20 protein-coding genes are annotated in these 23,965 nt (G+C 68.3%); 7 read left to right on the forward strand and 13 right to left on the reverse strand.

Annotation, left to right across the window (positions count from 1 at the left end; translation table 11 throughout):
• Positions 1-60 precede the first annotated feature (60 nt).
• The gene (locus tag ACVFI9_RS16920; RefSeq protein WP_474763341.1) at positions 61-1,173 is read left to right on the forward strand and encodes an epoxide hydrolase family protein; all 1,113 of its coding nucleotides are present in this window, start codon (positions 61-63) and stop codon (positions 1,171-1,173) included.
• Between the two features lie 152 nt (positions 1,174-1,325).
• On the forward strand, positions 1,326-1,742 hold the full coding sequence (locus tag ACVFI9_RS16925; protein ID WP_474763342.1) for a CBS domain-containing protein: 417 nt from the start codon (positions 1,326-1,328) through the stop codon (positions 1,740-1,742).
• Between the two features lie 211 nt (positions 1,743-1,953).
• Here ACVFI9_RS16925 and ACVFI9_RS16930 read toward each other — a convergent pair whose 3' ends face one another.
• Entirely contained in the window at positions 1,954-3,378 is a 1,425-nt protein-coding gene (locus tag ACVFI9_RS16930) for an HNH endonuclease signature motif containing protein (RefSeq protein ID WP_474763343.1), read from the reverse strand.
• A 414-nt stretch (positions 3,379-3,792) separates the two neighbouring features.
• Here ACVFI9_RS16930 and ACVFI9_RS16935 point away from each other — a divergent pair, with 414 nt between their 5' ends.
• From ACVFI9_RS16935 to ACVFI9_RS16955, 5 genes are all read left to right on the forward strand, one after another.
• Entirely contained in the window at positions 3,793-5,388 is a 1,596-nt protein-coding gene (locus ACVFI9_RS16935; protein ID WP_474763344.1) for a glycosyltransferase family 39 protein, read from the forward strand.
• A 71-nt stretch (positions 5,389-5,459) separates the two neighbouring features.
• On the forward strand, positions 5,460-7,460 hold the full coding sequence (locus tag ACVFI9_RS16940; RefSeq protein WP_474763345.1) for an esterase/lipase family protein: 2,001 nt from the start codon (positions 5,460-5,462) through the stop codon (positions 7,458-7,460).
• Between the two features lie 307 nt (positions 7,461-7,767).
• Positions 7,768-7,929, forward strand: a complete 162-nt coding sequence (locus ACVFI9_RS16945) for a YciI family protein (protein WP_474763346.1) — start codon at positions 7,768-7,770, stop codon at positions 7,927-7,929.
• Between the two features lie 139 nt (positions 7,930-8,068).
• A complete protein-coding gene (locus tag ACVFI9_RS16950; protein WP_474763347.1) occupies positions 8,069-8,338 on the forward strand; it encodes a DUF1876 domain-containing protein in 270 nt (89 codons plus the stop codon).
• Between the two features lie 203 nt (positions 8,339-8,541).
• A complete protein-coding gene (locus tag ACVFI9_RS16955; RefSeq protein ID WP_474763348.1) occupies positions 8,542-9,030 on the forward strand; it encodes a GNAT family N-acetyltransferase in 489 nt (162 codons plus the stop codon).
• A 154-nt stretch (positions 9,031-9,184) separates the two neighbouring features.
• On the opposite strand, the gene ACVFI9_RS16960 is transcribed toward ACVFI9_RS16955, so the two are convergent.
• The 12 genes from ACVFI9_RS16960 to ACVFI9_RS17015 all read right to left on the reverse strand — a co-directional run bounded on the left by ACVFI9_RS16960 (position 9,185) and on the right by ACVFI9_RS17015 (position 23,939).
• Positions 9,185-11,797 carry a choice-of-anchor Q domain-containing protein gene (locus ACVFI9_RS16960; protein ID WP_474763349.1) on the reverse strand — a complete coding sequence of 871 codons (2,613 nt, stop codon included), beginning with the start codon at positions 11,795-11,797 and terminating at the stop codon, positions 9,185-9,187.
• 261 nt (positions 11,798-12,058) lie between these two features.
• Positions 12,059-12,388, reverse strand: a complete 330-nt coding sequence (locus ACVFI9_RS16965; RefSeq protein ID WP_474763350.1) for a ribbon-helix-helix protein, CopG family — start codon at positions 12,386-12,388, stop codon at positions 12,059-12,061.
• The gene (locus tag ACVFI9_RS16970; RefSeq protein ID WP_474763351.1) at positions 12,385-12,558 is read right to left on the reverse strand and encodes a hypothetical protein; all 174 of its coding nucleotides are present in this window, start codon (positions 12,556-12,558) and stop codon (positions 12,385-12,387) included. Before ACVFI9_RS16970 ends, ACVFI9_RS16965 begins: the two co-directional genes overlap by 4 nt.
• Positions 12,559-12,919: 361 nt before the next feature.
• Positions 12,920-13,954, reverse strand: a complete 1,035-nt coding sequence (locus ACVFI9_RS16975) for a hypothetical protein (protein WP_474763352.1) — start codon at positions 13,952-13,954, stop codon at positions 12,920-12,922.
• Between the two features lie 117 nt (positions 13,955-14,071).
• Positions 14,072-14,296, reverse strand: coding sequence for a hypothetical protein (locus ACVFI9_RS16980; RefSeq protein ID WP_474763353.1), 225 nt, complete (start codon positions 14,294-14,296; stop codon positions 14,072-14,074).
• Positions 14,297-15,068: 772 nt separating this feature from the next.
• Positions 15,069-15,722, reverse strand: a complete 654-nt coding sequence (locus ACVFI9_RS16985; protein WP_474763354.1) for a DUF6998 domain-containing protein — start codon at positions 15,720-15,722, stop codon at positions 15,069-15,071.
• Positions 15,719-16,759 (reverse strand): restriction endonuclease, encoded by a 1,041-nt coding sequence (locus ACVFI9_RS16990; RefSeq protein ID WP_474763355.1) that lies wholly within the window; start codon positions 16,757-16,759, stop codon positions 15,719-15,721. Before ACVFI9_RS16990 ends, ACVFI9_RS16985 begins: the two co-directional genes overlap by 4 nt.
• 105 nt (positions 16,760-16,864) lie before the next feature.
• Positions 16,865-17,242: a hypothetical protein gene (locus tag ACVFI9_RS16995; protein WP_474763356.1), complete on the reverse strand. Its 378-nt coding sequence runs from the start codon at positions 17,240-17,242 to the stop codon at positions 16,865-16,867.
• Entirely contained in the window at positions 17,239-20,430 is a 3,192-nt protein-coding gene (locus ACVFI9_RS17000) for a type I restriction endonuclease subunit R (RefSeq protein WP_474763357.1), read from the reverse strand. The genes ACVFI9_RS16995 and ACVFI9_RS17000 overlap by 4 nt, the downstream gene beginning before the upstream one ends.
• 85 nt (positions 20,431-20,515) lie before the next feature.
• Positions 20,516-21,115 carry a DUF4230 domain-containing protein gene (locus tag ACVFI9_RS17005; protein WP_474763358.1) on the reverse strand — a complete coding sequence of 200 codons (600 nt, stop codon included), beginning with the start codon at positions 21,113-21,115 and terminating at the stop codon, positions 20,516-20,518.
• Positions 21,112-22,365 (reverse strand): hypothetical protein, encoded by a 1,254-nt coding sequence (locus tag ACVFI9_RS17010; RefSeq protein ID WP_474763359.1) that lies wholly within the window; start codon positions 22,363-22,365, stop codon positions 21,112-21,114. Before ACVFI9_RS17010 ends, ACVFI9_RS17005 begins: the two co-directional genes overlap by 4 nt.
• Positions 22,366-22,589: 224 nt before the next feature.
• Complete coding sequence (locus tag ACVFI9_RS17015; protein ID WP_474763360.1) at positions 22,590-23,939, reverse strand: ApeA N-terminal domain 1-containing protein; 1,350 nt, start codon at positions 23,937-23,939, stop codon at positions 22,590-22,592.
• Positions 23,940-23,965 lie beyond the last annotated feature (26 nt).

The following is a 23,965-nucleotide window of genomic DNA, read 5'->3' on the forward strand; positions in this document are numbered from 1 at the left end:
CGTCGGCTGTGTCGGCGGTCGCCTGTCGGCGGTGTCGGCGGTCGCGCGTAGCGTCGGCGCATGGCCGATGTGCAGCCCTTCCACCTCCAGGTGCCCGACGACACGCTCGACGATCTCCGATCGCGCCTTGCGCGCACCCGGCTCCTCCCCGACTCGCCTCGGCGACCCGCCTCGGGCCTGAACGCGGCGTACCTGCGTGAGCTGGTCGAGACGTGGGCGGGGTGGGACTGGCGCTCGCGCGAGGCCTGGCTCAACGGGCATCCGCAGTTCATCGCGCAGGTGGGCGACACCGCGCTGCACTTCGCCCACCTGCGCTCCGAGCGGGCGGATGCCCCGGCGCTCCTCGTGATGCACGGCTGGCCGCACACGTTCGCGCTGCAGCTCGACTTCGCCGACCGGCTGCCCGACTTCGACGTCGTCGTCGCGAGCATGCCGGGGTTCGCGTTCTCGTCGCCCTACGCCGAGGGGCCCATGACCGAGACCCGCATCGCCGCCACCATGCACGCGCTCATGACCGAGGTGCTCGGCTACGAGCGGTACGTCACCTACGGCGAGGATGTCACCGCGAACGTCAGCGACCTCATCGCCGCGAGCTACCCCGAGCGGGTCTCGGGCATCGTCGCGACGCACGCGCACTTCCCGACGAATGAGGAACGCGAGGCTTTGACGGATGCCTCCGAGCACGCGTTCTTCGTCGACCTGGCCGCCAGGCACGAGACCGACGGCGCCTACGGGCACGTGCAGTCCACGCGCCCAGACACGCTCGCCGCCGCGCTCAACGACTCGCCGGCGGGACTGCTCGCCTGGCTCGCCGAGAAGCTCGTCGAGTGGAGCGACACCCCGCCGGGCGATCCGTCGGCGGTCGAGCGACGCATCTCGCGTGACCGGATCCTCACCGAGGCGATGATCTACTGGGTCACGCAGAGCATCGGCTCGTCGTTCCGGCCGTACTACGAGGGCGCCGACCAGGCGGGGCCGATCCCGCCGACGTCGGTGCCGGCGGCGGTGTTCATCCAGCGTCATGAGGCGGAGTACCCCGAGTCCCTCGCCCGATCGCATTACCGCGGCCTCCGCGCGTTCGACCGGCTCGCGGAGGGCGGGCATTTCGCGGCGGCCGAGGTTCCTGACGAGCTGGCGGCGCGGGTGCGGGCGTTCGTGGGGTCGCTGGGCTGAGCGGCGCGCCGCGCCTGGTGGCCCGCCACGCCCCTCGGCTGGATCCTGGTCCGCGCCGCCGTGGCTGCATGGGCGATGCCACGGAGTCAACCCCCGCGCGGGTCGGTCGCGTGCAACATAGCCTGCCGACGGAACCGGAGAAAGGACCACCGATGACTGTTGCACGCGATCTGATGACTCCCGACCCGAAGTGCGTGAAGGAGGACCAGACCCTCCTCGAGGCCGCCCGAATGATGCGAGACCTCGACGTGGGGGCGATGCCGATCTGCGGCAATGACGACCGCCTGAAGGGAATGCTCACCGACCGCGACATCGTGGTGCGATGCATCGCCGAGGGTGGGGATCCGTCATCGGTGACGGCCGGAAGCCTGGCCGAGGGCAAGCCCGTGACGATCGGCGCCGACGACGACATCCGCGAGGCCCTCGAGGTGATGCAGGAGTACCAGGTGCGTCGCCTGCCGGTGATCGACGGGCACGACCTCGTCGGCATCATCAGCCAGGCCGACATCGCCCGCTCGCTGTCGGCGACCGCCACCGGCGAGACCGTGGCCGAGATCTCGGAGGACTGAAGGCCGGTTCTGCAGCCGAACCCGCGACGTGGGCCGGGCGCGCGAGCGCCCGGCCCGTTTCGCGCGTCGGGCATCGGGCATCGGGCATCGGGCATCGGGCATCGGGCATCGGGCATCGGGCATCGGGCATCGGGCATCGGGCATCGGGCATCGGGCATCGGGCATCGGGCATGTCTACACCCCGCGCGCGCTCAAGTGAACCGGCTTCCGCTCATGCCGCGGGTTCGACGCGTTGCTCCTCGCGCCGGTCGTGGCGGCGGAGCCGGTCGGCGTGTCGGGTGGGTGACTTGGTGACCGGCCGCCAGGTGCCGCCGGGGTCGAGCCACGCGGGCGGTCTGAGGTGCGGGACACCGCCGACCATCCGGATGCCCCACCCGGAGGTGTCGATGGTGCGGTGGTGGAACCAGCAGAGCATCACGCCGTTGTCGGGGTGCGTGGGGCCGCCGTCGCGGTCGGGGATGACGTGGTGGATCTCGGTCCACGCCGCCGGCACCGAGCAGCCCGGGATGACGCAGCCGCCGTCGCGGAGGGTGATCGCCCGCCGTTGGTGCGGGGTGAAGCAGCGCTCGGGCGAACCGAGTTGAAGGATCGCGCCGGCGTCGTCGACGACCATGGTCTGGATGCCGCCGGTGCAGATCAGGTGCCGCGCCGCCCGCAACGAGATCGGCACGTCGATGCCGTCGGCGTGCGCGACACCGTGCCGCGACTCGAGGTCGGACGCTCGGACGCTGACCAGCACGGTCGCTGCGGCGCCACCGATCGTGGGGTGCTCGCCCGAGCGTGCTGCGGTGTCGATGATGGCGGCGAGCACGTCGTGGCGTTGCTGGTCGGCGGTGCGGGTCTCGGCCTGCCGGGCGAGGTCGGCGCGTTCGGCGTCGGTCAGGAACCCGCCGCCCGAACGAGGTGCCAGGTGCGCGTCGAAGAGCCGCTGCAATCGCGCCGCCACCTCGGGCATCAGCTCCCCGGTGACCACGATGAGTCCGTCGCGGGCCCGGCCGAGCCGGAACCCGCGGCGCCGCATCGCGCGCTCGTCGTCGGGTTCGGGCCCGTCTTGGTCGAGGAACGTGGCCCACGCCTGCGCCTGCACCCGGAGCTCGTCGGCGGTGCACCGCACCGGTGCCCCGTCACCGGCGCCGAACGCTTCGGCGACGAGGGCGTGCTCGGCGGTCGCGAAGGCGGCCGGATCGGCGACCGCCGCGGCGCGGCCGAGTTCGCGGACGATCACGCCCGCGACATCGGCCCCCAGCTCACCGGCACCGAGGGCGGCGGCGACCGCCGGGGACTCCGCGTCGAGCGGCTCGCCGGTCAGCCCGGCGCGCGCCCGGGTCGCCGCACCGAGTGCAATGCGCCGGCGCGCCTCGGTGGTCGAGACCTGGGTCACTCGTTCGATCAGCTCGACCGCGGACCGGCAGCCCTTGCGCGTCGAGAGCCGTCCGTCGCCGAGCGCGACCCGGGACCGTTCGGCGACCTCGCCGGCCAATGCTGCACGCCGGGCATCGACCAACCGGCCGAGCCCTTCGAGGGCGCCCAGCACGGCGAGCAACTCATCGTCGCGCCAGCCCGACGCGGCGTCGAACGGCAGCGCCTCGGCGAACGCCGAGCCGAGCTGCTCGAGCGCGTCGCGGAGGTCGGTCATGGCTCCATTCTCACCGCACCCACCGACATTCGTGCACCGTGAAAACACCCGATCAGGCTGTGAATAACCTCAGCCAGGTGCCGCCTGTGGAGGACAAGTCGCGCGGCCCGCTGCTCAGCGAACGACGCTCGAAAGATTCGACTCGGCCACGCCACCCGGCGGCACCACCCGTCGCTCGCACACTCCGACGACCAGCGCAGCGGCAATCGCCGAGCCGGCGCTGCGGAGACTCGCGCGAGGAAGCGCGGGGTCTTCGACGAAGACTAGGGCAGTCGCATCGCGCGTGTACAGGCGCCGGGATCTCGGGTCTCCCTCCGCGAATCCGGCCGCACGGCACGCAGCGACCGCACTACTGTGGTCGGATGACGCCGGCTGACGCCGCACGGCACGCAGCGACCGCACTACTGTGGTCGGATGACGCCGGCTGACGCCGCACCGACCCCCGCGCCCGAGCGCGGGCAAGCGCCGCCGCTCGCGGAAGCCGCACCGCTCGCGACATCCGAACCGCTCGCGACATCCGAACCGCTCGCGACCTCCGCCCGGCCCGCGCCGCGCCCGCCGCTCGAGCCGCTCGCCCGCGGACCGGTCATCACCGCGATGCTCGCACTCGCCGCCCTGCTCGCCGCCACCAGCAACGCCTACGGCTACCACCGCGACGAGCTGTACTTCCGCATGCTCGATCCCGCCTGGGGGTACGTCGACCAGCCGCCGCTGACCCCGCTCATCGCCCGCACGCTCGCGTCGATCATCGACGAGCCGTGGTTCCAGCGGCTTCCGGCCATTCTGGCGGCGGTCGCCGCCGTGCTCGTCGCCGCGCTCATCGCGCGCGAGGTCGGCGGAGCGCGCCGCGCCCAGGCGCTCGCGGCGTGGACCGCCGCCGCGGCCGCGTTCCCGATGATCTTCGGGCACGTGCTGCTCACGGCGTCGATCGACCTCGTCGTGTGGCCACTCGTCTGCCTGTTCGCCATGCGCGCACTGATGCGCGGCGACGGCCGGTGGTGGCTCGCCGTCGGAGTCGTCGCGGGTCTCGGCAGTCACAACAAGCTCCTCATCGCCGTGCTGCTCACCGGGCTCGGCGTCGGACTCCTCGCGTTCGGGCCCCGGCGCGCTCTGCGATCGCCGTGGCTGTGGGGCGGCATCCTCATCGCGCTCGTGCTGGCGCTGCCGAACCTCGTGTACCAGGCGACGCACGACTGGCCGCAGCTCGCGATGGGCGCGGCCCTCGCCGAGGACAACGGCGGCGAGACGCGTTGGCTGATGTGGCCGATGCTGCTCCTGCTCACGGGTCCACTGATCGTGCCGATCTGGGTCACGGGCCTCGTGGCGCTGCTGCGACGGCGGCCCTGGCGCGACATCCGCCTGCTCGTCGGCGCCTTCGTCGTGGTCGTCGTGTTCACCTTCGTCGGCAGCTCGCAGTTCTACTACCCGCTCGGCGTCGTGCAGGTGCTGCTCGCGATCGGTTGCGTGCCGACCGCCGAGTGGATGCGCACCCGTGCCCGCCGCGTGCTCGTGTGGACGGCGGTCGCGCTGAACGGCGCCATCTCGGCCGTGATCGCGCTGCCGCTCGTGCCCGTCGACGTGCTCGGCGCCACTCCCCTCGCCTCGATCAACCAGGTCACCGCCGACAGCGTCGGCTGGCCGCGTTACGTCGAGCAGATCGCGGATGCCGCGGGCACGGTGCCAGGGGCACCGATCATCACATCGAACTACGGCGAGGCGGGCGCGGTGGCGCGACTCGGCCCGGCGGCGGGCCTCGACCCCGCCGACGTCTTCAGCGGACACAACGAGCTCTGGTTCCAGGGGCATCCGCCGGATGCCGCGGATGCCGCCGTGTTCGTGGGCTACGGGCCCCGGTTGCTCGATCCGCTGTTCGAGGGGTGCGAGGTGCACGGGCGGCTCGACAACGGGCGTGGGATCGACAACGAGGAGCAGGGACTTCCGGTCACGGTCTGCCGGGGCATCCGGATGCCGTGGAGTGAGGCGTGGCCGCGGTTCGCGCACCTGAGCTGATCATTCCGCTCACCCGTGTTGGGGGTGCGGCGTTGCCCGCTGCCTCCGGACCCCGTCATTAGGCTGCGCGCATGAGCGACGATGAGGCGTTCCGCGGCGTCGAACTCCGCGTACATGGGATCGGCGATCACGACGTCTACTCGGCGATCGGAAGTCCTCCCGTCATCGAGGATTCCGATCGGGCGACGAGTACCGCCGAGCTCCCGCACCTTCCGCGGCATCCGGTGCAGTTCCTCAATTGGTCGCGCACGTCGCGCCGGCTCGCGCGTGTCCTCTGGTATCTCGCGCTTCCGTTCTCGCTGGTGAACACCGCGGGGCACATGGTTCCGCCGCGCGAGCAGGGTGGGCATGCACCGGTGCGATGGCTCGCCGGATGCGTCATCCTGGTGTCGCTCGTCGCCACGGCCGTCGCCTACCTGTGGGTCATTGCCATCGGCGAGACAGTGCTGCGGATGCTCCGCCTCGGTCCGGGTACCGACGCGGGCCTCATCCTGGTGGTCGCGGTGGCGGTCGTGGGTGCGGCCACGGTGACCATCCGCTGCATCCACCTCGTCGGGATGAATGATTCGTCACTCGAGACGCTCGCAGACGGCACGCGTCATGCAGCAGAACGCATGCCACGGGCACTGACGGTCGCACTCGGCGCGGCCCACGTCGCCGTGATCGGGATCGCCGCCGCGTTGCTGGTGATCATCCGTCCTTCCCAGGTGATCGCACCCTCGTGGCTGTCCAGCACCCCGATATTCACGACGTTCCATCCGCTCGACGATTCCGAGCGGGCGGCCGCGTGCGCCGACCTGCGCGCCCGGGGCGTGGAGGTCGATTGTGAGAACGCGCCGTTCTGGAGCGCCGACCCCGACTTGAACGCATTGAACCTGGTCGTCGTCGTGAGCACCGCATTGGTCGTGCTCGTGAGCCTCATCATCCTGCTCGCGTCGATCCACCGTCCGTACCGCAACCTCGGCGGCCTCGCCTTGGCCCTTGTGGCATCGCTGCTGCTGCTGCACTCGTTCGGCAGCGCGATCCGCGTCGGCATCAGCTGGATTCTCGACTACCTCGACGGATTTCCGTCGATGTCCGCGATCGAGCGGAACGCCGGCCTCGATTGGAGCGAGCGGTACTTCCTGCCGTATCAGCCGGGCGATGGTGGCCTGTTCACGTACTTCTACGACACCGTCCCGTTCCTCTCGATCCTTGCGTTGGTCGCACTGCTGCTCGGCATCGCCGCAGCAACTGCCGCCCGACCGAACCGCCCTCGCTTTACCGATATGTTGCGAGGCAGGACCCGTCGCGCCCGCTATATCCATCGTGCGATCACCGAGCTGGGGCCGCAGCTCGGACTGGGCCTGTTCATCGGGATGGTCATCTGGGCGCTCGCCGTCGGTTGGGTCATCGCGACGATCGCCGACCGCGACCCCGGACGTTTCGACGCGATCGTGCTGGATCTCCTCGTCATCGCGACCAATGTGATCGCGATCGTCTCGGCGTTGTTCGTCCTCACCGGCGGCCGGATCGGGCTGTTGCGCCGCACATTCGCGATCGTCGCCGACATCATCGGCTTCTGGTCGGTGACGTGGCATCCGCTCGCCGGCCGCTCGTATCGCCGGCCGGTCGTCGACGGTCTCGCGGCCGACGTCGAGACCCTTCGGCAGACGTCGGAGCGGATCGTGCTCGTCGGGCATTCGCAGGGATCGGTGCTCAGCGTCTGGTACCTCGCTCACCACCACCCCGGCGCCGGAGTGGTGACGCTGATCACCTGCGGGTCACCGGTGAGTTCGTTGTACTGCACGTTCTTCCCGCGGTTCTTCGACACGGCGCTCATGACGTCTGCGCGGGCATCGGTGCACAAGTGGTCGAACTTCTGGCGCGGCACGGACCCCATCGCCACACCGCTTCAGTCTGAGCTCGGCAGCACAGTACGAACGATCGATGACCAGCAACTTCCCGATCCCCGGAGCGGCCGCGATGCTGACACCCCGAAAGGCCATGGCGACTACTGGAACGAGTCCGAGCTCAAGGCCGTGAGCGAGCCCTGGTTGGAGCTGGCCCGCGACGGCGCGGCCGGTACCTGATCGGGCCGATGTCGATCGGAGAGCGTGCTCGTTCGACGCAGGAGTGAGGGGCGCCGCCGGCGCCCACGACGAGAGGGACCACCCATGACGCAGTACTTCCTGACCATGCCCCACGACTCGGCGACCGAGCCCACCATGGCGTCGATGCAGGAGTTCGACCCCGCCGAGCTGGCCGCGGTGATGGCCGCGGTCGACGCGTTCAACACGGCCCTCAAGGACTCGGGCGCGTGGCTGTTCGCCGGGCGGACTCCACCCGCCGTCGACCGCGAAGACCGTCGACGCCACGTCGGGCTCGGGCGAGACACGGGTGCTCGACGAGCCGTTCGTCGAGGCGCCGTCGTACGTCGGCGGCTTCTGGGTGATCGAGGCGGCCGACGAGGCATCCGCCATCGAATGGGCGACCAGGGCGTCTGCCGCCGTGCAGACCCGCATCGAGGTGCGGGCGCTGCAGGAAGCGCCCGGCGAGTAGCCGGCGCGCCACAACGCCACGCCACGACACGCCACGAGCAGCACTGCGTCGCGGTGGGCGTCGCGTCCTGACCCCTCGCCGCACGTGCGGCAGGTCGGTACGCTGAAGGTGGAACCAGACCGGAGAGGTGGCGAGTTCCATGGATGCGACGAAGCACTGGAGCATCACCGTCGACGTCGACGAGGAAGAGAACACCACACTGGCGCACGCCAGCCTGCGCACGCCCACGGGTCAGGATGTGACCGGCGTCGGCAAGGCAGAGCGCAATCCGCTCGATCCGAGCGTGCCCGAGATCGGCGACGAGCTCGCGGTCGCGCGAGCGTTGCGCAACCTGGCCGAGCGACTGCTGCACGCGACGGAGAAGGACATCACGAACGTCACCGGGCAACCGTCGCACGTGCACCGGTAGCACCGAGCGTCCGTGAGCACCGAGCGCCCGACGGGTTGCCATGCCGATTGCCATGCCGCGCGCACGTGTCACGCGGCCGTGGTGGCGCGCATGCCGCGGGTCCTCGCCGGTGAGTGGTAGCTGTTCGTGTACGGACGTAGCCCGCGCGTAATCCGCCCGGATCGCGCGCCCGGCGGTCGGGCGGAACACGCCAGTATGTTCCCATGACCGACACCACCGATTCCCGCACCTGGCTCCCCGAGGGCTTCGCGCACCCCGAGCGCGTCGAGCTGGTCGACGGGTTCCACCTGCGGCCGATCCGCGCCGACGACGTCGACATCGACTACCCCGCCGTCATGGGATCCCGCGAACGCCTGTGGAGCATCTATGGCGAGAGCTGGGGCTGGCCGCCCGCGACGATGTCGTTCGAGGCCGACCGCGACGACCTCGCCCGACACGAGCGCGAGATCGCGGCGCACGAGACCTTCAATTACGCGATCCTCGACGGCGACGAGACCCGGCTCGTCGGCTGCGTCTACATCGACCCGCACGACACCCACGACGCCGAGTCGTCGTGGTGGGTCGTCGACGAACTGGTGGGGTCGGCGCTCGAGAAGGAGCTCGACGCGTTCGTGCCCTACTGGCTGCGCACGACATGGGGCTTCGGCGACGTGCACTTCCCCTTCAACGCGGTGGAGCGTGCGGTGGAGTAGGACGAGAGGATGTCTCGGCGGCGCGCACTGCGCGCGGGGCGCGCCGTCGCAACCCAGCCGACGCGGAAAGAACACATGAGAATCCGCGTCAGAGGCGCCCACGGGGACGGATGACCCGGATCCTCATGTGTTCTTCGGGCGCGACATCCTGCCCCTACCGCAGCAGCACCTCGATCCCGTCGCTGTTCACGACGTCGCCGTCGGCCGTGGTCACGAGGATTCCGATCGTGTGCATCCCCGCGCTGAGCGCCTTCGTCGTCTTCACGTCGACCTGGAAGGTGTCGGAGGTCGCGTCGTACCTCGCGCAGCCCTTGACCTGTCCGTCGAGCGCGACGAACACGAGGCAGGTCGGCGAGAGGAGGGCCGCGGCATCCGCATCGCCCAGCGTGCCGCTCGCGTCGCCGAGCTGGAACCGGATCGGGATGGTCGAGCCGCGCTTGTACGACGACAGCGGAATCGGCTGCAGGAACCCGCCGAACGCGTAGGCCACGACGTACTCGCAGTCGACGGTCGTGGTGTTGCCCGCGACATCCGCCCCCGTCAGCGGCTTGCTGAAGACTCCAGGCGCCGCGGTGTCATCGGCGATCAGCGACGCGGTGACCGGCGATGCCACCGGGCCGGAGAGGGCGTCGGTGACGGATGCCTCGAGCCCCGACTCCGGGGTGCCGCCGATGACGTACGTGGGCGTCGCCGCACACGTCACCGTGGGTGCGGTGGCGTCGACCTTCACCGCGGCGTTCGCCGACCCGACGTTGCCCGCGAGGTCGGCGCACGTCGCCGAGAGCGCGAGCGCCGCGCCCTCGCCGCTCGAGGTCGAGCTCGTCGTGCAGTTCGTCGGGTCGATGCCCGAGCCGCCGGTCTCGTCGGCCCAGTTCCACGTGACGGTGACGTCGGCGGTGTTCCAACCGGCCCCGTTCGCCGCGGGCGCCTGCGTCGGCGACGCCGTGGGCGCCGTCGTGTCGGCGGGCGCGACGTACTCGTACGCGCCGATGTCGGCTCCGTGGCCCTGCGGTCGGGCGACGCCCCGTTGGTCGTCGAGCGGCGCGAAGGCGAGGTTGCCCGTGTCGATCGCGGGACTTCCGGCCGCGAGGGCCATGGTCGGCGTGCGACCCGGCTCGTTGAGCGCGAGCACGCCGAGTTGCGGGTCGCCCGTCTGCGTGACGGTCGGGCACGGCGTGGCGCTGTCGGTGTCGTGCGGGGTGACGAGGTTGTCAGTGCCGGATGTCGCGACGCCGCCGAGCACGTAGCACTCGTCGCGTCCGGTGTTGACCGCGACGATGGTGTTGCGCAGCACGAGCGAGGTCGCCTCGCCGGTGGTCGGCTTGTAGACCACGAGGCCCGCGCCGGCACCGGTGGACTCGTTGCCGGCGATCGTGGAGTTGGTGACCGTGAGCGCGCCGCCGACGGTGAAGATCGCGCCACCGGCATCCGACCCGTTCTCTGCGACACCGCCGCCCGTGAAGCTGCTGCTGCCGGCGACGCCCCGCACCGCCCAGTTGCGCGTGAAGGTGCTGTTGCTCACGGTGATCGTCGCGCTGTGGCCGAAGATCGCGCCGCCGAGGCCCGCACCCCCGCCGCCGACGAGCTCGCTCGCGTCGCCGCCGAACGTGCCGCCCGACCCCGGGTCGCCGAAGACGAAGCCGCCGGGGCCCGCGCCGCCACCGCCGCCGAAGCCCGCGTCTCCGCCGGTGCCGCCGCAGTAGCCGCATCCGTCGATGATGTCGACCGTCGTGCCGCCGCCACCACCGCCGAACCCGCCGTGGCCGCCGTCGCCGTCGTCGGAAGCGCCGCCACCGCCCCCACCGCCGTAGCCGCCGTACCCGCCGTCGCCGCTCGTGAACGTGAGGTCGGCGCCACCGCCTCCGCCGCCGCCGTCGCACCCTGCGTCGTCGCCGTTCGCCCCGACGATCGAGTCGAGGGTCGTAGCGTCGCCGCCGCATCGGTAGCCGCCGTCAGAGAACGCACTGCCCGCGTAGACGGTGCCGCCACCGCCGCCGCCTTCAGCCGCGAAGAAGCCGTGGCCGCCGTTGCCGCGTGACCCGCCACCGCCACCGCCGCCACCGCCGCCACCGGTGCCGTGTCCGCCGAGGCCGCCGCCACCGCCACCGCCGGGGCCGCCGATGCCCGTGCGGTCGCCGCCGTCGCCGCCGGTCGCCGAGTTGGCCTCGAACGTGCTCCATTGCACGATGAGCGAGCCCGCGTGCACGTAGATCGCACCGCCGGCGCCGAGTCCACCGCCGCCACCGCCGTTGCCGCCGTTGCCGCCCCGGGCCGCGAAGTCCTTCACGTGCACCTCGCGCAGGTCGAGCAGTCCGCCGCTCTGCACCGCGAAGGCGCGCATGAGCGTCGAGCCGGTGCGCAGGATGACCGCGCCTCGACCCTCGATAATGAGATGGCTCGTGACCACCGGGGTCGCCGTGAGGCCGACGTGGTTGTCGTCCTCGTCGATGATCGAGCCGAACGCGTACGTCGCGCCGCCGAGTTCGATCACGTCGACGCCGCTGCCGGCCGCGCACCCGGTGTCGATGGTGGTGCCGTTGCCGACCGGGTCGGGCACTACGGTCGCATCATGATTCGCCGCGAGGATCGCCTCGGGCAACGTGCATCCTGCTGCGCCGAGCCCCTGCGACGTCGAGTCGACGACGATGACGGAATCGGCGCGCGCCGCGATCGGCGGCGCGGTGACGGCGCTCAACAGGCCGACCGCCAACCCGGCGATGGCGATCGGAACGGTGAAGGGCGCGACTCGGGAATGTGCAGGCAGCACGACGGCCTCCTCGATCGACGTTGATCTTGCTCGAATCGTCCTCCTGGCAGGGGTGCGCCACAAGCGAGGGAACGTCATTCCCGGGCTCGGTGCACCCCCAGTGCAGGGGTGGCGGCGCCTCGGAGCCTGCCGCCGCGTTCACCGGTCGCGCGCTCCCCGGGCTCCGGCCGCGGCGTACTCCGGGCGCCCGGCTGGCCGGACGACCCGCGTTATCACGCCCTTCGAGTCGACCCGCTACTCGACGAGGTCGAGCGCGTTCGGTCAGCCCGACTTCGCTCGGCGCCGCTCCGCCCATTCCTCGAGCACTGCCCGGGTGAGCTTGGACACGCTGACGTGCGCCTCGTCGGCGGCATTCTCAAGCGTCTCGTACAACTCATCCTGCACGCGCAGCGAGAGTCGACGGGCGTGCGATCCGTCCTGATTCAACGACTTCCCGCCCGGGACGAGGTTCGCGCGTCGCACGTCTTCGACGATCTGCTGTACGCGCTCGTCGGTGAGGGGCGCGCCGTGGTACGTCACATCTTCGGTCTCGACGAACTCCACCTCCGGGCTCGCCGGCAACTCGAAGCGACGACGCTCTCTGGTGGTCATCGGTTCCTCCTGTAACTCGTCGGCATCGCGTGGATGATCGTCCAGCCGTTTCGGCGGTCGTCGGGAACCAGCACAAGCTCGAGGTCCACGCCCCGGTCGTCGGTGCCGATGACCCGTACGGCATCGCCGACCTCCGCGCGAGCGACTTCATTCCTCAGCGCCGCGAGCATGTGTTCAACACCGATCCGGTGCTTCCGAGCCGACCTCGCGACCCTCAGGGGTTCATCCCCTGTTCGAGTATGTCTGACACCACCGACGTTACTCCGATCGTCCGCGATCGCAAGCGCGTGCGCGTCCCGGCGAGGCGCTGAGCGAGATGGCTGGCGGCGTCGCCGGTGATCAGTGCACTACTCCCGCGCCTGGATCACGTACGCGATCGCCCTCAGCGCATCGCATCAGGTCCAGCGCATCGCATCACGTCCAGATGCGGACGTCCCGACGCACCCGCTCCTCAGACGACTCGGTCGGCCTCGTCGCCCTCAGCAACCACCCCGTCGTCGGCCGACTTCCTGCCGCGCGTGAAGATCCCGGTCACCGCCCCGGCCGCACTCGCAGCGACATTGCCGACCGCCTTCGCTCCCCCACCGACGGCACCTCCGACCGCCGTCGCGGCGCCCTTCGCAGCGGTGAGCGCCTTCGGCTCGTCTGGGACGCCGTCACCATCGAGGTCGACGCTTCGGAACGCCTCAGTCGCGTCCACCACCCGCCCCCAGACGCCTTCACCGAATCCTTGGCAGACGCCGAGGCGGAACGCATCGCGAGGACCGCCCTCGGCGGGTCGGGCACTCCGTCACCGTCGCTGTCGGTGAGCTCGAGCCACGTGGGCCACGTCTCGACCGGTTCGTCGAATCCGGCACGGCAGGACTTCACCACGCCGCTCCCGAAGTAGAAGCTGGTGAACCCGCCCGCGGCCGCGCCGATGACCGGGATGGCCTTCGAACTGATCTTGACGGTTCCCATCACGGCGCCTTGGGCGATCGCCTGCCGCGCCAGGACGATGGAGATCGGCACGAGCGCCGACTCGGGCAGTTGCTCGGCGAGCAGTTGTCCCCATTTCGGAGTTGCGCTCGAGAGTGCCGTGCCGGCAACCGCGCGGGCTCCCGCGACGCCTGCGCCCGCCGGCAGGGCCCCCAGTATCAGTGCGGAGATGTTGCTCTTCCGCTTCTCGCCGAGCAGCGCGCCGAGGACGATGACCTTGGCACGCTCCGGGTCCTCGATCGGGATGCCCCGCAGTTCGGCCATGCAGAGCGCGAACAGCGCCGTCGTCTCGTAGAAGAAGAGCAGGTCGGCGACACCGAGCCCGATCGCGACGGGAACACCCACGGCAGGGATGGCGGCGGATGCCCCGACGGCGATGCTCGCAGCCGTGGTGGTCGCCACGTACTGCGCTTCGATCGTCTTCATCACGTCGGCCGGGGTCGCGGAGTGCTTCTTCCGTCGGACCTCCTTGATGTACGCGGTCACCGCAGGTCGCTGAACCGCGATCGCCTTGAAGACCCGCTCCTGGAAGTCGTCGGGCAAGGCGGTCGCCTTCGGCGCAGCGACCGAGGACATCTGCTCGCTCACGCTGATCGGTCGCTCATGTGGCCCATTCCTCTTGTGTCGGCGGATGCATCGCGGTGTGGCACGGAGGCGACGGCTGCCCAAATGCTTTGCTTGGCGCCATCAGCCCGGAGGCGGATGTCAGCCGATGACGCTGAGCAGTTCATCAACAGCCGCGGAGCCGCCGGGGACGAGACGTGGTCTGGCGTAGACGGCTGGGGCGAATGGCTTCAGCTTGTTCAACACATCCACAAAGACTTTGTCTCCCGTTACGAACTCGTCGAGATCGAATAGGTATGTCGAGATTTGCCAGTCGACCGGGGTTCCGTCCGACTGCTTCCGCGTGGCAGAGGCCCAAGCCATCATCGTTCGCATCCATTCGCGAGGGACCTCCGCGGCGGTGACTCTTGGTCCAGAAGCGGAGCCAATCTTCGCGCGATCTTTGGGGAATGCGAGGTACGAGCCACGGAGTAAGCCACTCGGCAAGAGCCCTGTCGGCTGGGCCGAGAAGCACATCTGCCCAGATATTGACGGCGTCCGTCCGCCATGCCTCCCAGGTTGTGCGTTCGAGGCCAGGTTCCTTTGCCTCAACGATCGATACGAGCCGGTCCGGTTGAAAGGACTCCAGCGTGGTCTGCGATGACCGAACAAACTCTCTGAGCCTCGTCGCCTCGCTACGAGCCGCTTCGAGCCGATTCGCGTCCGCGGATCCCAGCAGCGCGGCGAACGCGGACGCGTCAGACCGGGCTCGCCGCCAAGTGCCTTCCGCCCAATCGGCCCGGAGATGGTGCCACCACCGCAGATCAGGGTTATCTACGAGCCACTGAGGGCGATGGCGGGCGATGGCTACCCTGACATCCTCAGCCTCTAGATATGCCTCAGGCATATTGCGATGCCATGCTCGACGACGGATCGCCCGAATTCTCTCATCTCGGATCCGGGATGGCTTCCCCGTATGGCCTCGTACAGTACCGCTGGAATGGCCACGATCGTGACATCCGACTTTCGGCTCGCTCGGTACAGGTCTTCGACCCGATTCGAATCAACGAGATAGCGCCAGACATTGGAGTCGAGACCAATCAAGCGACTCAAGATCGCCCACCCGCTGTTTGGACGAGTAGCAGGGAATTGATTCCGGTCACCCCGTATTGCCTAGCCCGTCAAATCGAGCAGTCACGTCGACTCCAAGCTCTCGCGCCTGCCGAATGCCGAGGAGGTGGCCGTTTACATGCGAAGACCACCGTGCGTTCGCTTGGATCGACTCGGGTCCGAGTTCCGCTGCCCACAGGAGTTCATACGTTGCCTGATCAAACACGAGTAGCAACGCGATGTCGAAATCGAAGGTCCGGAACACCGAGAACACGGCGCTCGGACTCGTTCCCGCGGAAATCGTCCTTGCCTTGACCTGCACCCTTCGCCCAGGCGAGTCGATCAAATCATAGGACTTCGCCGAGTTCGCAGCCAGCTCTCCGCCATAGACCGACTGCGCGAGGTACTCGGCGTAGTCGCCGAGCGGAGCATTCCCCGTTCGGCAGACACCTCGGACGCGAAGTTCAGCCAGGATCTCCGCGTACTGGCTGAGGAGATCGGGGACTTCGACTTCGGCAAGCGGCCGCTTCGCTGCCTCGGCGCGGAATTCTTTCCTTACAGCCGACACCTGCTGGTCGGTGAGCTGCCATCGCGTCGGCCAGCTGTCGAGCGTTCCCCAGCCTGACCTGAGAAACGCACGAATCCGCTTCTGCGTGACCCCGAGCTCGCGAGCCAGGTCTGCGGGGGTGACGACGTCAGTCATCCTGCCTCCTCGTCAAGTACCCATGCCTGCTTCAGCGGCACCAGACGACGAGTCTCCTCGGGCAGCTCGTCGTAGACGGCGAAGAACTGGTCGAGGAACTCTTCGGCATCCCAGACCCGAATCTTGAACCGATCGGTCCGCATCTCACGTCGGGCGTCCTTGGTGATTCCACCCCACGCGACCAGCAACCCCTGATCGGAGGCGTGCGATGAGATGGCGCCATGCAGGCCACGGACAACGGGTGCCGAGACCTGCCCACCCTCGGACTTCACCTCGACGATGAGCGTCGGACTGTCGAGGCCAAGAGCCCCGGATCCGGCAAGGATGTCAACACCCTGGTCCGGACCGGGCGGCGATACCTCGCACACGAAGCCTCGTGCGCGCAGGACCTCAGCCACCAGCTCCGTGAATCGATGGCCCTTGAAGTTCTCGGAGACGAATGAGCGAACGCGATCGCGTATGGTCTCGAGCGTCGGCGCAACCACCGGGTCGGTGAGATCGACATTGTCGTCTTGAGGTGACGGTTGTGGCGCCGGCGCTGGTCGGACCCCGGTCGAACCCGGGTCAATACCCGTCTCCAACACGGCCTTGAATCGCTCAGTCGCGTTGTTTCGACTCGCTCGGAAGATGGTCATGATCGCCCCGAGCGTGAAGAGCAGGTCGTCCTTGATCGCTGAACGCGGGACGTCGTCTCGCCTCCAGTCGACCGAGATCGTATGCTTCAGCGGCGCATCCGCTCGGTACTGGTAGCCCTTCGTGCAGACGCCGATTGCGATGGCCTTCTTCGACTTGAGGGGAAGGATGATGAGATCCCCCGGCTCGATGTTGCGGAGCGCCCAGAGCTGGCCTGCGTGATTCGAAACGAGGCCAGAAGTGGCATTCGGCATGGCGGCCTCAAGCAGCCCGCGAACATCGTCGCGCCCGGAAACCGAAGCGAGGTCGCCGACCTCGTCCCAGCCGCCACCCGCGATGCCATTCTCAAGGCACCACTGCTCGCGCTCGCCGTGTCGACCCGCGCGGATGACCCATACCGTCATGACACTCCTCACCTCTGAATCGAACCGTACCGACAACAGCCGTCATCGCTCAGACGCGCGACCCGGCTTCGTCGATCCGGGCGGCATGGGTATGAGAAAGCGCCGCTACTCGTGGTCGTCTGGAACCCACTGTCCTCGCCTCCGTGCCTCGAGCACCTGAATGACGTGAATGGCGTTGATGCGACGTTCGATCTCCACACCGCCGAGAACCGAGAGGTCGTCCGGCACGTCGACCAACAGGCGGAGATCGAGCAGCCGATCGCGTAGCTCAGCGTCATCGTCGGTGAGCACCCGCGGGTCGTGTCCATCACGCTCAGTGTCTTCCGCGATGCGCTCGCGCATCGCGATGAGCTGACTGTCGATCATGCCGACGGAGGGGAGTTGACCCAGCAGCTCCTCAAGACGCTCGGCAACTGCCCAGATCTCCTCGACGGGGTCCCACCCCTCAAACACGAGACCCTTCTGACTCTTCGGTTCTGTCATGCTGCGCCTCCCTGCCCCTTCTCCGAGTACCGCGGTGCCATCGACTCCATCTGCTCCATGACGAGCTTGATCGCCTCGGGCTGCTTGTCCGGCGGATATCCCTTGAGTACGAGCAGCCGCTTGATCGACGACCGCAGCTTGGCCTTCACGTCGGCACGAACCGTCCAGTCCGTCCGGACATCCCGGCGCATGATCGCGACCAGCTCGCGAGCGATCTCAGCGAGCACACCCTCGCCTTGGATCTCGACCGCCGACTCGTTCTGCGCAACCGCGTCGTAGAACGCCAGCTCGTCGTCGTTCAGCGGCGGCGAGAAATGCTGCCCACGGTTGCCCTCGGCCGCGACCTCCCGAGCGAGCTCGACGAGTTCGGCGATCACCTCGGCCGAGGTCAGTTGCTGATTGGTGTACTTGTTCATGAGCTCGGCGATCCGCGCCGAGAACGCCCGCTCGCGCACGAGGTTCCCGCGCGAGACGGCCGTGGACTCCTCCATGAGGAGGTCGCGCAGCGCCTCGATCGCGAGTTGCGGGTGGCTCGCGTTCTGGGCGCGGCGGGCGAACTCGGGCGTGAGTTCCGAGAGCGACGGTCGCGGTATCCCCGCCGCCTCGTAGATGTCGACGACGTCGCCGGCATCCGTCGCCTGGGCGATGAGGCTGCCGAGTAGGCGCTGGATGTCCTCGGGGATGGGCTGGCCGGACGCCTTGCGCTCGGCGGCGTCGTACTTCGCCATCCAGATGCGGACCTCTTCGTAGAAGCCGATCTCCTCGCGGTACTCCAGCATCGTCTTCTGCCCGGATGCGAGAGCCCAAGCACGCGCGAGCTGCCCGGAGAACCGGCGGTACTGCGCGGCGAGGGTCTCACCCTCGAGCTTTGGATCGTTGAGCGGATTCTGCAGATCGCGCAGGTACGCCACGGTGCCGCTCACTGCGTTGAGATAGGCCTTCGGCCCTCCCTCGGCGAGCCGCGCTCGCCAGTTCGAACCAGCGGCCAGCCCGCGCACCCGCTCTACGAGCTGCACGGCAAGCGACACCGCCTCATCGATGTCGCGACCGACAGGCTTGGTCTTCTGGTCGGTAACGGTGTACTCGGCGAGCGCGGCACTCAGGTTCTCGGCGATCGGCGCGTACCCGACGAGCAGGCCGTCCTCCTTGCCGCGGAACGTCCGGTTCACGCGGGCGAGCGTCTGCATCAGCAGCGCGCCCTTGAGCGGGCGGTCGAGGTAGAGCGTGTGCAGCGGCGGCGCGTCGAAACCGGTGAGCATCATGTCCTTGACGATCACGAGTTCGAGTTCGTCGTCGATGTCGCGCAGGCGCTCCTTGATGGCGGCGTTCTCGCTGTCGCGTCGGACGTGCTCGACGATCGGCGACGGGTCGCTCGGCACGCCCGAGTACACGACCTTGATGCGACCGCCGGTGAGGTCGTCGCTGTGCCAGTCGGGGCGAATGGCGATGATCTGCTCGTAGAGCCGCGCGCAGATCTCGCGCGTGCCGCCGACGATCAGCGCCTTGCCCGGTCCGCCGATGAACGGCCGCATGCGCTTGCGACGTTCCTCCCAGTGCTTGACGAGGTCGGCGGCAAGCGCCTCGAGCCGCTCCGGCGCACCATAGACGGCGTTGACGACGGCGACGGATGCCTCGAGCCGAGCCCGCTCCACGTCAGAGAGCCCGACCGTCGCCTCGTCAGCCGCGAGGTCGATCTCCTCCTCGCTGAGCTCGTCGGCCCGCCGCACCTTGATGAGGCGCGGCTCGAAGTAGACCGGCACAGTCGCGCCATCCGCCACGGCCCGGCTGAGGTCGTAGATGTCGATGTACTCGCCGAACACCTCCTGGGTGTTGCGTTCGTCAAACGAGATCGGCGTGCCGGTGAACGCGATGAGCGTCGCGTTCGGCAGGGCGTCGCGCAGGTGGCGGGCGTATCCGTCGAGGTCGTCGTAGTGGCTTCGGTGGGCTTCGTCGACGACCACGATGATGTTGCGCCGGTTCGAGAGCAGCGGATGTTCGACACCAGCCTGCTTCTCGGCTTGGCTGAGCCCGAACTTCTGCAGCGTCGTGAAGTAGATGCCGCCGGTCGTGCGGTTCGACAGCTCGTCGCGCAGTTCGCGGCGAAGACGGATCTGCTTCGGCTTCTCGGGCAGCAGCAGGCTGCGGTCGAAGCCGGCGAAGAGCTGTCCATCGAGCTCATTGCGGTCGGTGATGACGACCACCGTGGGGTTCTTCAGCGCCGGCTCGCGCATCACAAGGGCGGTGTAAAGCTCCATCTCCATGGACTTGCCGGAGCCCTGTGTGTGCCAGACGACACCGGCCTTGCCGTTGGATGCCACGGCCTGCCGTGTGGCACCGACCGCCTTCGACACGGCGAAGTACTGGTGCGGCTTCGCGATCCGCTTGACCAGCCCGCCGTCGCCTTCGTCGAACGCGGTGTAGTCGCGCATGAGCTGCAGGAAGCGCTCCTGGTTGTAGAGGCCGTTCAGCGCGTCCTCGAGCGCGGGGATCGTCTCACCGTCGACCTGCCGGTTCGCCTCAACGGGGGTACCGTCGTCGTCCACGTTCCACGGCGAGAAGTGGTTGAGCGGCGTGAACGGCGTGCCATACAGTGCCTCGAGCCCGTCGCTCGCGAGCACGAAGATGCAGAAACGGAACGCCATCGGGAACTCGCGCAGGTAGGTAACGAGCTGCGCGTGCGCCGACGTGGCATCCGCTCGGTCGGTGCCGGCCTTCTTCAGCTCGATGATGCTCACGGGCATGCCGTTGAGGTAGAGCACGAGGTCGAAGCGCCGGGTGCGGTCGCCCTGACGGATGGTGACCTGGTTGACGGCGAGCCAGTCGTTCTCGTCGGGGTCGTGGCTGACGAGCCGGATGGTCGGGTTGTGCTCGGTGCCGTCGGCGTCCAGGTAGCTCAGACGGTAACCGCCGACGAGGATGTCGTGGATGCGGTGGTTCTCCGCGATCGGGTCCTGCGACTTCGGCGCGATGATCTCGGCGAGCGCCTGCTGGAGGTACGTCGCAGGAACGGCGGGGTTGAGCCGCTGCATCGCGGCGAGCAGGCGCGGCCGGATCAGCAGCTCGCCCCACGACTCGCGCTCGTCGGTGCCGGGCGCGATGGCCTCCCCAGCGGCGGGCCGCCAGAGCAGAGGCTCGGCGAGCGTGTCGAGTGCGAGCTGCTCCCACTCGGCTTCTGAGATTCCGGTCACGTGTGCGTTCCCCCTGTCGGCGATGTGACGCCAGCGTATGAGCGGATGTCGCAGGGCGACGGGTACACGCTGATAACCCCGTTCATCACTCGAAGGTGGCCTGGATTCCGAGCGAGCCGAACATGCCGGTGAGCATGGTCCGGGTGTTCTCGGCCGCACGATCTCGGAGTTCCGATTCCTCGGCTGCGTCAGCAAGCTTCGTCTCAGCGAGCGAGTAGAACTGCGACTGTTGAGGCACATCGACTGCGTCGGCGATTCGCGCCAGCACGCCACGTTCCTGCGTGAATACGTACGAGCGGTCGCTGTCTAGGTTGGGCTCAGCCAACTGCGGCTCGGGCAGCCGAACGGTCACGGACTTCTCGTCTTCGGATAGCGTGAGGTCGTCGCCGGAGAGACCGGAGAGGTCGACGTAGGCATTGACAGTGCCAGCCGCGACGAAGATGGTGCGACGTCCGGCGATGGCGTCGGGCAGCCATTCGACGTCATCCTCGACGTCGACCACGATCTCGAAGTTGCCGACGGCGGCGTGATACTGGCTGATCTCTTGGATCGACTTCAGGAGGGCGGGTTGGCTCCGATCCGTGTGACGCAGCTGCAACGGGTTGAACCCCATCACGTTTGCGGCGCCGAGCCCGACGAGGGCAAGAATCGCGCCGACCACGACCAGCACGATGCGCGTGATCATGATTTCTCGCGCTGTTCGCTGTCGCCGCGTCGCCGCAGGGCTCCCTCAGCAACCTTCAAGGCCACCTTGTCCGAGAGCGAACGGGCCTTGACGATGCCCTCGCTGCCGAAGCGGCCGATGACGCCGACACCTTCGGCCCCGGTCTCAACGGCCTTGTCGCGCACGTCAACGATCGCGGACTTCCAACCTTTGGCTTCGACCGTCTCGCGCTCGCTCTCGATCCCGAGCCGGCCCTGGAAGTCGAGGACGCCGATCGCGATCTGGTTGCCCGTCGTCACGACCTTGCGTGAGTTGAACGGGTTGAGGAGCACCTGGTTGCTCGTGTTGGCGGTGGCCGTGGCGGCATCCATGCGTGCCAGCAGCTGCCGCGTGGTGGTCGCGATGACGGTCAACCGGTTCTGGCGAGCGGTCTTGAGGGCGATCCGATGCCGGTCCAGCTCGTCGGGAGCGGCATCCAGCACTCGATCCAGCTCGAGGATGCCGAGTCCGTCCTGCAGCCGGAAGCACTGCGCGAGGACGGCGAGCCACTCCCGCACGGACGGCTCGGCTGCAGCGATCGCCTCGGCCAGATCGTCGACCTTGGACGTCTTCTCGAGCTTCTCGGCGATCGCGTCGAGTGCACGCAGCGCGTACGCTTGGGTGCGAGCGATCGTCATGGACGTCGCTTGGACCTTCGACCAGGTCACCTCGGAGACCCGCCCGACCTGTTCGCGGATCGTGAGGGCCTCCTCGATGGCGAGATCGACACCGATCATGTCGGCGAGTACCGCGTCCTTCTGCGCACGAAGCACGTCGTCGAGCTTCTCGTCGATCCTGGCGAGGTAGTCGGTGATCTCGTCCATCGCCTGCTGCATTGCGAGCTGAGCCATGATCCCGGCGGCGCCGGTGAGGATCGCCGGATTCGTCAGCAGTGCGCCGGGTCCCTTGACGATCTCAAGGATGCCGGTGATCTTGCCGTTCTTCGTGAGCACTGCGCGGCCGACGCCAGATGAGGAGCCCTTCATCAGCTCGCCGGCCTTGAGTGCCTTCGCGGATTTCTCGGTCAGCTTCACCCAACGTCCCGCGTTCGCCGCGATCTCTGCGCCGGCCTGGGTGGCAGCGGCCGCATTGCCGACTGCCGGGCTGAGCCGCGCCAGCCCGATTTCTCGCGATGGCAGTCCCTCGGAGGCGAGGAAGCGCTCGACCACCTTCGGTTCGCCGATGACGGCGACACCGTCGCCGTCACTGATCAGCTGGATCTCGTCGGTCATCGTCGGGCTCCTGTCGGGTCGGGACTACGTGGCAAGGATTGGGGGCTTGGCCTCGGCGTCCGGGCCTACTGTATGCGAGCAGCCGAATGCTGGGGCCGCGATACTTTCTCGGCGCTTACCCCCAAACGGGGTGGAGACGGCGTTGGCCCGCATCAGGTGGGTCGTACCTGGTCGCTGCAGCCGTCGCCGGCCCTTATGCGGATCGGACCGGTAGGTCGCCGAGATCATGAACCGCCGACGAACTCACCGCGCTCGTCCACTCGAGCGCCGTTCTGCTCAAAGACATCGAGCACCCCTTGGATTCCCGGGTTCTTGAGCGGCGCGGCGGCCGCTTCGGAGACGATCAAGCTGACAAGGAAGAGCCGTCCGATCGTCAGCGCAGTGATCCCCGCAAGGTACGCATGCCAAGGCGTGGGCGCATCGTGCTCTGGGTGCTTGAGCGCTCGGTAGATCTTCGATACCGCTGAGGCGAGCCCGTGCTGCGACTCGGCGATGTTCGACCACGGGAATCCAGAGGCTGAGATCGATCGATAAACGTGAGTTGTGAAGCTTGGACCCGCCCCCGAGCGCTTGGTGACTTCCTCACCGGCAACGCTTCCGATCAGGCGACCGGCGGCCTCGAGGGCCACGGCCGCGTTGACGAGGGTGTCGTCGGCGTTGAGCTTCCGCTGAATGACCCCGGCAATCGGGGCAATGATCCGGGAACGCTCCGTGTACTTGACGGTCCAGTCAGTCAGGCCTTCGACGCCAATGTCCGTGAAATCGGCGAGCGGGAAGGAGTAGGCGTGCTCCTCGGGTGGTGCCGAGGCTTCCTCCCGGAGCGTGCGGCGATCGAAGAGTTCGACCTCCGGGCCGGGTTCCTCACTCGGCACGAGCGCGGCCCGCTCGAAGATGCGATCTTGCGCCTCATGGCCACGAAACCACGCTTCCCGGCCGTAGAGGATTGCGATCAGGTGCTGCACCTTGCGGTGTTCGGCGAGATGCGCTTCGACTGATCGCGGCTCTGGGAATGAGCTTCGAAGCACCGAGTCGTCATGGAGCGTCAGCGTCGGCCGGGCACTCGGCAACAGCCACGAAGTCGACACGCTCAATGTCGCGTCGCCGGCCGTCCATTGGAACCCCGGATTGACCTCGACTTCGATGGTCATGCGCGGGCCATTCCTGGGTGACGCACCGCGGGCGATGGATGTCTTCGTCGAGCGAAGCCTGGTCCACGCCTGCAGCCCGTCCATTCTCGATTCCAGCGATTGGACCAAGAGGTTCTCCTTGGCCCGCGCAACTCCAGAAACCACCGCTGACTCGGCGTGCACGACCCCAGAGGTGACCGCTCTGCCGACAACGATCGTTGGTGAGCCGTAGCGGCAGCCGAACAGAGTGATCTCGCGTCCGGCCATCGCCACGGTGAGCGTTGCGGGGCCCGTCTGGGTCTGGAACCACTTGCGGACTGCGCTGAACTGCGCCACATCAGGGTCCTGCACGAAGGGCAGTTCAAGTCGGATTCCACTTGCATCGATGGTGAGTGCTCCGGCGATCCATGGCGTATCGGGATCATGATCGATGATCACACCCGTCATGGTGTCGCCCAGTCGGACTCGTTGGC

The sequence above is a fragment of the Agromyces sp. NSFZ genome (assembly GCF_056156205.1).